The sequence below is a fragment of the Phenylobacterium sp. RIFCSPHIGHO2_01_FULL_69_31 genome (assembly GCF_001824475.1).
Classification (GTDB): domain Bacteria; phylum Pseudomonadota; class Alphaproteobacteria; order Caulobacterales; family Caulobacteraceae; genus Phenylobacterium.
In genome coordinates, this window is record NZ_MHXN01000037.1 from 23,342 (window position 1) to 33,836 (window position 10,495).

The window sequence follows — 10,495 nt, forward strand, 5'->3', positions numbered from 1 at the left end:
GGCATCACGCGCACCGAGGCGCCGGCGGGGTAAAGCGCATGGAGCGCCGACGGCTGCGGCCGCCAACCTACAGCGCCGGCCGAGGAGATCGGATGCGGAGATCGTGCGTGGCCCGGGCCCGCCGGGCGATGCCGACCAAGACGGAGATCAGCTCGAGTCGGCGCCCGAGGGGTCCCCGACCGCCGCGTCTTCCGTCTCGCCGGCGTCCTCGTCGGACTGCCAGCGGACGTCAGGCAGTTCGCGCCACCTGCGGGCGGCGAGTTCGGGCAGGCCCAGGCTCGCGCACAGGCGCACGACATGCTCGTCCAGGGGTTCGACGACCCAGGCGTCGCCCTCGGCCTTGAGGCCGAAGGTGTTGTCCCTGACCTGGGTCCGCAGGCGCTCTTCCAGGAGGTCGAAGAGGTAGCCGACGTCGTCGCGCTCCTCGTCCTCGGTCTCCTCGTATTCGTACTCCGACCAGATCACCCGCTGGGCTGCCCTGCGCACGGCGTCGCCGCGCTCGACGATGCGGGCGGGCTCGCGCGCCGGGGTGGGCGGCAGGGGTTTGGGCGGCGGCGGCGGGACCTCGCGTTCGCGGCGCTCGCGGTCGGCCTTGAGCCGCGCGTGGAGCGCCAAGCTCTGGCGCAGCGAGCGGGAGATCCGCTGATAGGCCCGCGACAGGTTCGCCACCTCGTCCGGATCCTCGGTCGAGATCGCACAGGCGTGGACGTGCCGGGCCAGCGACATGTCCAGACCCGCCAGCTCGGCGAGCAGCGCCTCGGCGGGATCGACGGAGGGGAACGGAGCGTCCATGCCCGGCAGTGGAACACGACAGTGCGTCAGATGTGGTCGTAGCTTTCCGGCAGAGAGGTGTTCGAGCGTACGAGCGTCGGCGGCGGTGCGGCTGGGTCCCGGGTCTGCGCGCTCTGGCGAGCGCTTCGCCCGGGATGACGGAGGTGGGGTGCGTGGGGCTCGCCCCCTCCACCACGCGCTCTACGGCCGGCTACGCCGGCCTCGGCCCGTGGTCACCCTCCACCGCTTCGCAGGGGAGGTAAAAGCAGCCTCTAGGCCAGGGCTTCCTCCACCCAGTCCAGGCGGTCCTGGCCGAAGAACATATCGTCGCCGACGAAGAAGGTGGGTGCGCCGAAGGCGCCGCGGGCGACGGCGCGTTCGGTTGTGGCTTTGAGGCGCGCCTTCGTTCCCTCGTCCTCGATGAGCCCGCGGAACTCCTCGCCGCCGACGCCGGCGCGGGCCAGGACAGGACCCATCTCGGCGGGATCGCCCAGGTTCTTCGGGTCCTGCCACATGGCGTCGAACACGGCGGTGACATAGGCCATGAACCGCGGGTCGTCCTGCAGCCCCGCCGCCCCGCGCATGAGGTGCAGGGTGTTGATGGGGAAGAAGGGGTTTCGCGCGAACGGCACGCCGTGGCGCTGTGCGAACCGCGCCAGGTCGACGCTGGTCCAGGCGCCCTTGGCCGGGATCTCGGCGGGCGAGTGGTTGCCCGTCGCCTTGAACACCCCGCCCAGCAGGAAGGGCTGATAGTCGATGCTCGCCCCCGTCCGCGCAGCGATCTGGGGCAGGCGCTTGAAGGCGACGTAACTTGCCGGGCTGCCGACGTCGAAGAGGAACTCCACGGTCCTGCCCATCAGAAGGCCTCCATCCAGGGGCGCAGATCCAGCTCGTGGGTCCAGGCGTCGCGCGGCTGGCCGTGGAGCATCCAGTAGGCGTCGGCGATGTGGTCGGGGTTGAGGATGCCGTCCTGCGCCTTCAGGGCGTAGCGCTCGGGGAAGTTCTCGGCGATCCAGGCGGTGTCGATGGCGCCGTCGATGATGGTGTGGGCCACGTGGACGCCCTTGGGCCCCAGCTCCCGCGCCATGCTCTGGCTCAGCGCCCGCAGGCCGTGCTTGGCGGACGAGAAGGCCGCGAAGCCGTCACGCCCGCGCACGCTGGCGGTCGCCCCGGTGAAGATGATCGTGCCCCGCCCCCGCGGCGTCATCCGCTTCGCCGCCTCGCGGCCGGCGAGGAAGCCGGAGAAGCAGGCCATCTCCCAGACCTTGAAGAACACCCGGCTGGTGGTCTCGGCGATGGGGAAGCGGACGTTCGCCCCGATGTTGAAGACGCAGGCCTCGACGGGCGCGATCTCGGCCTCCACCGCGTCGAACAGGGCGACCATCTGCTCCTCGTTCCGGGCGTCGACGCCGAACGGATGGGCCCGGCCGCCCTCCGCGCGGATCGCCTCGGCCAGGGGCTGCAGCTGTTCGGCGTTGCGGCGGACGATCACCGCCTCGAGGCCCTCGCGGGCGAACCTGCGGGCGATGGCGCCGCCGAGGGCGTCGCCGGCGCCGATGACGATGATCGACCTGCTCATGCCACCATTAGATGATGATCATCATATTGTGGCAAGCGCGACCATGAAAAAGGCCCCGCAGAATGTCTGCGGGGCCCTTCAGATGGCTTGACCGGAAAGGCTTAAGCCGCGCCGCCCTTGTCGCGGCGTTCGGCGTAAATGATCAGCGGCTGCGCCCGGCCTTCGATGACCTCGGCGTTGACCACCACCTCTTCGACCCCGTCGTAGGTGGGCAGCTCGTACATCGTGTCGAGCAGCACGCCTTCCAGGATCGAGCGCAGGCCGCGCGCGCCGGTCTTCCGTTGGATGGCCTTGCGGGCCACGGCGTTCAGCGCATCGTCGGTGAAGGTCAGGCCCACGTTCTCCATCTCGAAGAGGCGGACGTACTGCTTCACGAAGGCGTTCTTGGGCTCGGTGAGGATCTTCACCAGGGCCTTCTCGTCCAGGTCGTCGAGCGTGGCGATCACCGGCAGGCGGCCGATGAACTCCGGGATCAGGCCGAAGCGCAGCAGGTCGTCCGGCTCCACCTGGCGGAAGATCTCGCCGGTGCGGCGCGCGTCGGGATCCGAGACCTTGGCCCCGAAGCCCACCGACGTGCCCTGGCCGCGCGCGGAGATGATCTTCTCCAGGCCCGCGAAGGCGCCGCCGCAGATGAACAGGATGTTGGTGGTGTCGACCTGCAGGAACTCCTGCTGGGGATGCTTGCGCCCGCCCTGCGGCGGCACGGAGGCGACGGTGCCTTCCATGATCTTCAGCAGGGCCTGCTGGACGCCCTCGCCCGACACGTCGCGGGTGATCGAGGGGTTGTCCGACTTGCGGCTGATCTTGTCGACCTCGTCGATGTAGACGATGCCGCGCTGCGCCCGTTCGACGTTGTAGTCGGCGGCCTGGAGCAGCTTCAGGATGATGTTCTCGACGTCCTCGCCCACATAACCGGCTTCGGTGAGCGTCGTCGCGTCGGCGACCGTGAACGGCACGTCGATGATTCGGGCCAGGGTCTGGGCCAGCAGGGTCTTGCCGGTGCCGGTCGGCCCGATCAGCAGGATGTTGGCCTTGCCCAGCTCGACGTCGTTGTTCTTCGTCGCGTGGTTCAGCCGCTTGTAGTGGTTGTGGACCGCGACCGAGAGCACCTTCTTGGCGTGGTCCTGGCCGATCACGTAATCGTCGAGGACTTCACGGATCTCCTTGGGAGTCGGCACGCCGTCCTTGGACTTCACGAAGGAGATCTTGTGCTCTTCGCGAATGATATCCATGCACAGTTCGACGCATTCATCACAGATGAACACGGTCGGGCCCGCAATCAACTTGCGGACTTCATGCTGGCTCTTGCCGCAGAAAGAGCAATACAGAGTGCTCTTCGAGTCTCCGCTGGCAGCCTTGGTCATGGTCTCATCTCACTCTCTCGACGAGGCCGGCCGGTGGACTGGTTCGGCCTCGCCCCGGGCGTTGCGCCCTAGCCTTGCAGGATACGCGCCGCGGGTTGTCCAAGTCTTGACATTCCCTGATCCGCGCCGGGATCACAAGCCTTCGCTCAACAGAGCGACAATGTGTGGCGCGAAGCCCCGACCTTGGGCGGCTCGCCTTACCAAATGGGAAACGCGCCGAAATGGCACAAGAGCGTGAAGCCGATGGACCGGTCCCGCCGGTGGTGGCCTTCGATTTCGACGGCACCCTGACGGTGAAGGACAGCTACACGGCCTTTCTGAAGTGGCGCACGCCGAAGGGCGCGTGGATCCTGGGCGGCCTGAAGCTGGTCCCGGCCGCCCTCGCCTATCTGGTCCACCGCGATCGGGGCCGCATCAAGGCGGCGGCGACGAAGGTCTATCTGGCGGGCGTCGGCCGGGAGCGGCTGGAGGCGGATGCCCGGGAATTCGCCGCCCTGCACTCGCGCAGCCTCCTGCGGCCCGACGCGGTGATCGCCTGGAAGCGCTGGCGCAAGGAGCGGGTGCGGCTGGTGATCGTCACCGCCTCGCCGGACATCGTCGTGGCCCCGTTCGCCCGCGGCCTGGGCGCGGACGATCTCCTGGGCACGCCGCTGCATTTCGACGAGCGCGGCCGGGTGAGCGGGGCGTTCGCCTCGCCGAATTGCCGGGGGCCGGAGAAGGTCGAGCGGCTGCGCGCGGCGTTCGGGCCGGACCTGCGGGTCCGCGCCGCCTATGGCGACACCAGCGGCGACACCGAGATGCTGGCGATCGCCGAAGAGCCGTATTTCCGCGTGTTCGCGGGCAAGCCGTGAGGCACGCTTCGCCGACGACCCTGGACGCGCTGGAGCCGCTGCTGGCCGAACTTCGCACCCTGCCGGAGTTGGTGGAGCGTTCGCGCGGCGTCTTCTACCGCAAGGGCCGGGCGTTCCTGCATTTCCACGAGGACCCGAAGGGCCTGTTCGCGGACGTGCGCGACGCGACCGGCGCCGATTTCGAGCGGATCGACGTCACCGACGAGCCGGGACGCCGCCGCCTGGTCGAGAGCGCGAAGGCGCGTCTCTAGGCGTCGTCCTCGCCGTCGCGCTTTTCCCACACGTGGTCGACCAGGCCCCAGTCCTTGGCCTCCTGGGCGGTCATGAAGTGGTCGCGGTCGAGGGTTTCCTCGACCACCTCGATCGGCTGGCCGGTGTGCTTGGCGTAGATCTCGTTCAGCCGGCGCTTGGTCTTCAGGATGTCCTCGGCGTGGCGGCGGATGTCCTGCGCCTTGCCCGAGTAGCCGCCCGACGGCTGGTGAACCATGATCCGGCTGTTCGGCAGAGCGATGCGCTGGCCCTTCTCGCCGGCCATCAGCAGGAACGAGCCCATGGACGCGGCCATGCCCAGGCACAGCGTGATCACCGGGCTCTTGATGTATTGCATGGTGTCGTAGATCGCGAGGCCGGACGTCACCACTCCGCCCGGGGAGTTGATGTACATCTGGATCTCCTTCTTCGGGTTCTCGGCCTCGAGATGGAGGAGCTGCGCGCAGATCAGGCTGGCCATGCCGTCCTCGACCGGGCCCGCCAGGAAGATGATCCGGTCCTTCAGCAGACGGGAGAAGATGTCGTAGGCGCGCTCGCCACGGCTCGTCTGCTCGACGACCATCGGCACGAGGCCTAGGGCGGTGGTCACGGGATCGCGCATGGGAAGTCCTTCTTGGATATCGTGGCGGGCGGCGAACGTCCGCGCTTGTCTCCGATATCGCGTGCCCCGCGCCCGTGCGCAAGGCGGCAGGACGGCGGCATGAGCGCCGCCGTCCCCTTCGCCCGGGTCAGACGAACAGGAAGTCGCCCGCGTTGAGGCTGGCCAGCGTCACGTTCTGCAGCGTGATCGTATTGGCGGCGTTCAGGGTAATCACGACGTCGGCGCCGACCTGCGACGACGCGGCCTGGACCGCGCCGAAGCTGGCGAACTGCGCCGCGTCCAGCTGGACCACGTCGTTGGACTGGAAGTCCGACACCACGTCGTTCCCGAAGGTCCCGCTGAACACGAAGCGATCGGCCCCGGCGCCGCCGGTGAGGGTGTCGTTGCCGAGGCCGCCGTTCAGCGTGTCCGCGCCCACATTGCTCACGAGGCGGTCGTTCCCGCCCAGGCCGTTCAGGACGTCCTCCAGCGGCGAGCCGTTCAGCGTGTCGGCGCCCGCCGTGCCGTTGCGGACCGGGGCGTCGGCGACGCCCTTGACCGTGACGCTGACCGTGCCGGTGCTGACCGCGCCATGGGCGTCCTGGACCTGGTAGGTGATCGTGTCCACCGCCTGCTGCGGCTGCTTCAGGGCGTCGATCGCATCGCTGTTGGCCGAATAGACCACCTTGCCGTTCACGATGCTGACCTGGCCCCCCAGGGCGCCGCCCGTGACCGAGATGAGGGTCTTGGTGTCGCCGGTGTTGGCGTCCGTGTCGTTGGCCAGGACGTCGATGGTGACGTTCTGATTCTCGGCCACCGTCGCCACGTCGGCCACAGCCACGGGCTTGGCGTTCACGTACATTCGCGCCACGACCGCGTCATGGTCGGTGGCCCGGCCCGAGCTGGCCGGCTGGCCGGCGTTCATGTGGACGATGTCGAACTGCGCGCCGCTGGCCAGATCGTTGGACGCCAGCAGGTGGTCGATCTGCTGGGAGTTGCCGTCGAACACGTAGGTGTAGCGCTCGGCCGGGGCCAGCAGGTCGCTGAGGTTGGTCATGGCCCCGCCGCTCGTGAGCTGGGTCAGGCTGGTCTCGAACTGGAAGGCGTTGAAATCGCCCATGACCACGACCTTCGCCGAGGGGTCGGCGGCCACCATGTCCTCGACCAGGTCCTTGATCGGCGCGGTCTGGTCGATGCGGCGGCCTTCGCCCGCGTTGTCCGGCGGCTGGTGGTCGCCGAACAGCTCCTCCGAGCCGATGCGCGAGGTGTTATGGACGTCCACGACGGTGATGGTCTCGCCATTGAACGTGAACTCGGCCACCAGCGGCTTGCGGCTGTTGGCGTAGGCGTCGCCGTTCGCCGGGTCGTTGTCGTTGAGGAGATAGGCCGAGCCGGCCACGTACTGCACGCGCTCGGGGTTGTAGAGGTAGCCCTGGCGGATGTTGCCGCCGCCCTCGCCGCCCACCGGGCCAGTGGGGATCACCTCCACATAGACGTAGGTGGGGCCGCCTGCGGCCTTGATCGCGGCGATCAGCTTGTCGGCCGTCGCCTGGCCGCTGAGGTCGCCGCCCGTGCCGGCGCCGTCGGCGTCCTGCATCTCTTCCAGGCCGATGATGTCCGGCCCGCCGAGGTTCTGGGCGATGTCCTGGCCCAGCCGGTCGAACTTGGCCTGTGGGTCCGTGGGGTCGAGGTTCTCGACGTTGTAGGCGGCGATGGTGACGTGGTTGGCGTCGCCGTCGAGCGTGGTCGTCTCTCGCGGCAGGGCGCTGCCCGCGCCCGTGGCGCCGATCGAGGTGGGCAGCACCTCATAGTTACCGCCGAAGTAGTGCATGATCCCGGTGACGTCGCCGAGATCGCCGCCGGTCACCGCGTCGGGCTTGGCGCCGGCGCCCGCCACACCCGAGTCGTAGAAGATCTGCACCCGCTCGGGGTTGAAGTCGTCGGCCGCGATGGTCACGCCGCCCCGTCCGTTCAGGCCGGTGGCGCCGACGCCGCCGTCGGCCACGACCCAGGTGGAGTTCCCGTCGCTGGTCGCGACCGCCGTCGCATCGGGGATCGTGACCCGCATGCCTTCCAGCGTCTCGTAGAAGTCGAGGCCGTCGGTGGCCGGATCGAACGTCGTATTGTTGTCGTCGTCGATGACCTGTGTCGGGGCCGGGCGACCGCCAGCGCCGAGCACCACGGCCGCCGGCAGCGCGGAGAGCGCGCCGCCGTTCAGCACGGTGATGATCGGGCTGTCGATCTCGGTGATCGGCAGGTTGTTCGGATCGCTGCCCTCGAACTCGTTGACGTCGCCCTCGACGCGGACGGTCTGGCCCACGGTCACGGTCGGCGTGGCGCCCGTGTAGACGAAGACGGCGTCGGAGGTGGCATTGTCGCCGTCGCCTGTCGGATCCTGGATCCAGAAGCCGCGGGCGCCCGTGGTGTCCACCGCCGTGACGATGCCTTCGGTCACCACGTGGGAGCCGGCGTAGGGCGAGAGGTGGCCGGCGCCCTGGATCTGATAGATCTTGAGGTTGAGAAAATCGTCGTTCTGGATCGTGCCGGTCGCCGTGGCCGTGGTGACCACGACCGAGCCGCTGGTCACCTGCAGGTTGGAGAGATTGACGCTGAACGTCTCGTCCGGCTCCGGCGTCGTGTCGCCGTTGATCACCACCGAAACCGTCTGGCTGGCCGGTCCGCCGGCCGTGAACGTCAGCGTCCCGGTGTTCGCCAGATAGTCGCCGCCGGCGCTCGCCGTGCCGCCGCCGGTGGCGTAGTCGATGCTGAAGTCCGCCGCCGCGCCGGCGCGGGTGACGGTGAAGGTGAGCACCTTCGTCCCGTCATCGCCTTCGACGATCGACTGCCCGGAAATCGCGACCGTGGATCCGGTCTGCGGCTGGCTGGTGACGCTGATGTTGTCGACACCGATCCATTCGTCGTTGCCGGGCGCATTGGTGGTCATGAACCGTAGCTGGATCTGGCCCTGCCCGTTCAGCGCCTCGGGCAAGGTGAGGTCGAGGTGGGTTACCAGGGTCGCGCCCGGCGCGCTGGCGTCGGCGATGTAGGCGCCGTCCAGGTTCACCCAGGTCCCCGAATCGCCGACGCGATACTGGATGTTGAACTGCTGGTTGGTGTCGTCCGCCGAGCCGTCGATGTCGCGGACGTCGAGGCTGAGGTGCAGGTCCTGACGGCCCGTCGCGTCGAGGTGAAGCACGAAGTACGGAACGTCGGCCGTGCCGGAGCCGGTCAGGGCGATGGTCGGATCGGCGATCGCGAACTCGGTGACGCCACCCGTGGAGAAGGTGTTCGGGTTCGTCTGGTTGACGTTCACGTCGATGACGTCGGACGTGCCGGTGATCGTGGTGGGATTGGCGCCGGTGAGGCCGGTGAGTCCGTCGCCGCGGTAGCCCACGATGCTGGGAACCCCGCTCCAGTCGTCACTCGTCGTGAGCTGGCCGGCGTTCGACCAGTCCTGGAAATAGTTTGCGGACGCGAGATTGAAGTAAGCCGTCGTCATCGAAGCCCCCAAAAGACAGACACTTATCGACCCCTCCCCAGAGGCCGGCCGACCATCCCATCTTGGTTAACGGAGGTCCGCAAGCGCCCGCGCGAATTCACCCACAGCCTGTGCGGTTTTCGAGCGGCGGCGCCCGCGCGACTGGTCGCGTTGCCCGGGATATCGGCGATGGCATAGCCGTCGGCCGTGACAGCGCTGCGACGGTCTGCTCAATCTGCGCCACCAGTTCGGCGAGTTCAGGGGGAAGTTTGATGCGGCGCGCGATGATGGTGCTGGTGATGGCCGCCGCGGTCGGGGCGCCCGCCGCCGCCGCATCCAAGGCCGCGAAGGATGCGAAGGTCTGGGCGGCTGCGGAGAAGGCGCGCCCGGCGCAGCTCAAGCTGCTGGAAGAGGTGGTGAACATCGACTCCGGCACCGGCGACGTCGAGGGCGGCCGCAAAGTGGCCGCCATCCTCCGGTCCCGCCTGGAAGCCCTCTGCATGACGGTCGAGGCCGTCCCGGCGGAGGCTCCCGGCCTGCCTGACAACCTGGTCGCCCGGCTGAAGGGAACCGGCAAGGGCCGCATCCTTATGATCGGCCACCTCGACACGGTCTTCGAGCCCGGGACGGCCGCCAAGCGGCCCTACACCATGACCGGCGACCGCCTCACCGGCCCCGGGGTCGGCGACGAGAAGGGCGGCGTGGTGCAGGGAATCTACGCCCTGCAGATCCTGAAGGACCTGGGGTTCAAGGACTACGCGCAGATCACGTTCCTGATCGAAACCTCGGAGGAACGGGGCTCGCCGGGTACGCGCAAACTGATCGACCGGCTGCTGACCGCCGCGGACGTCGAGCTCAACCTGGAGCCCGGCGACCCGCCCGACACGGTCACGGTCTGGCGCAAGGGATCGAACAGCTTCTACATCGACGTAAAGGGCCGCCCGGCGCACGCCGGCATCGCGCCCCAGGACGGCCGCAACGCCGCCCTGGAGCTGATCCACCAGCTGGAGGCGATCCGCCAGTTCCCCACCAGCGGCGACGGGCTGACGGTCAACCTCACCCTGATGAGCGCCGGCGCCCGGTACAACATCATCCCCGAGGACGCCTCGGCGGCCATCAACATCCGCGTGCGCGACAAGGCCGACGTGGAGAAGGTGGCGCACGCCCTGGAGACCCGGGCCCGCACGCCGTCGATCCCGGACACCAAGGTGACGATCCGGCGCGAGGCCTCGTTCCCGCCCCTGCCCAACAACCCCGCCACCGACGCCCTGGCCGACCGCGCGGAGGCGATCTATGCGGGGCTTGGGATGAAGCTCGGCCGCGGCGGCAACGGCGGCGCATCCGAATCGGCGCTGGCGAACGAGGCCGGCGTCCCGGCGCTGGATGGCCTGGGCCCGGTGGGCGGCAAGTTCCACTCGGAGGACGAGTACGTCGACCTGGGCAGTGTGACGCCGAGGCTCTATCTCCTGACGAAGCTGATCATGGAGCTGGGCCGCAACCCGCCGGCGCGGATCAGGTAGGCGGCGCCCGGAGCTTCACCTCCCCCGCGAAGCGGCGGGAGGGGGACCGCGGGCCGAGGCGGGCGAAGCCGGCCGTAGAGCG

9 protein-coding genes are annotated in these 10,495 nt (G+C 68.8%); 3 read left to right on the plus strand and 6 right to left on the minus strand.

What is annotated here, in order from left to right; all coding sequences use genetic code 11:
• Positions 1 to 147: 147 nt before the first annotated feature.
• The 4 genes from A2790_RS19625 to clpX all read right to left on the minus strand — a co-directional run bounded on the left by A2790_RS19625 (position 148) and on the right by clpX (position 3,714).
• Positions 148 to 792, minus strand: a complete 645-nt coding sequence (locus A2790_RS19625) for a hypothetical protein (RefSeq protein WP_293395288.1) — start codon at positions 790 to 792, stop codon at positions 148 to 150.
• Positions 793 to 1,043: 251 nt separating this feature from the next.
• Positions 1,044 to 1,628 (minus strand): 2-hydroxychromene-2-carboxylate isomerase, encoded by a 585-nt coding sequence (locus A2790_RS19630; protein ID WP_293395291.1) that lies wholly within the window; start codon positions 1,626 to 1,628, stop codon positions 1,044 to 1,046.
• Positions 1,628 to 2,350: an SDR family oxidoreductase gene (locus A2790_RS19635; protein ID WP_293395293.1), complete on the minus strand. Its 723-nt coding sequence runs from the start codon at positions 2,348 to 2,350 to the stop codon at positions 1,628 to 1,630. Before A2790_RS19635 ends, A2790_RS19630 begins: the two co-directional genes overlap by 1 nt.
• A gap of 101 nt (positions 2,351 to 2,451) precedes the next feature.
• Positions 2,452 to 3,714, minus strand: a complete 1,263-nt coding sequence (clpX, locus tag A2790_RS19640; protein ID WP_068878079.1) for an ATP-dependent Clp protease ATP-binding subunit ClpX — start codon at positions 3,712 to 3,714, stop codon at positions 2,452 to 2,454.
• A gap of 221 nt (positions 3,715 to 3,935) precedes the next feature.
• Between clpX and A2790_RS19645 the strand changes: the two genes are divergently transcribed.
• Positions 3,936 to 4,565 (plus strand): HAD-IB family hydrolase, encoded by a 630-nt coding sequence (locus A2790_RS19645; RefSeq protein ID WP_293395297.1) that lies wholly within the window; start codon positions 3,936 to 3,938, stop codon positions 4,563 to 4,565.
• Positions 4,562 to 4,816 (plus strand): hypothetical protein, encoded by a 255-nt coding sequence (locus A2790_RS19650; protein WP_293395300.1) that lies wholly within the window; start codon positions 4,562 to 4,564, stop codon positions 4,814 to 4,816. Before A2790_RS19645 ends, A2790_RS19650 begins: the two co-directional genes overlap by 4 nt.
• Here the strand turns inward: A2790_RS19650 and A2790_RS19655 are convergent.
• Both A2790_RS19655 and A2790_RS19660 read right to left on the minus strand, forming a co-directional pair.
• Entirely contained in the window at positions 4,813 to 5,436 is a 624-nt protein-coding gene (locus A2790_RS19655) for an ATP-dependent Clp protease proteolytic subunit (RefSeq protein ID WP_293395303.1), read from the minus strand. The genes A2790_RS19650 and A2790_RS19655 overlap by 4 nt on opposite strands.
• Positions 5,437 to 5,563: 127 nt before the next feature.
• Positions 5,564 to 8,914: an endonuclease/exonuclease/phosphatase family protein gene (locus A2790_RS19660; protein ID WP_293395306.1), complete on the minus strand. Its 3,351-nt coding sequence runs from the start codon at positions 8,912 to 8,914 to the stop codon at positions 5,564 to 5,566.
• Positions 8,915 to 9,165: 251 nt separating this feature from the next.
• Between A2790_RS19660 and A2790_RS19665 the strand changes: the two genes are divergently transcribed.
• The gene (locus tag A2790_RS19665) at positions 9,166 to 10,413 is read left to right on the plus strand and encodes a glutamate carboxypeptidase (RefSeq protein WP_293395309.1); all 1,248 of its coding nucleotides are present in this window, start codon (positions 9,166 to 9,168) and stop codon (positions 10,411 to 10,413) included.
• Positions 10,414 to 10,495 lie beyond the last annotated feature (82 nt).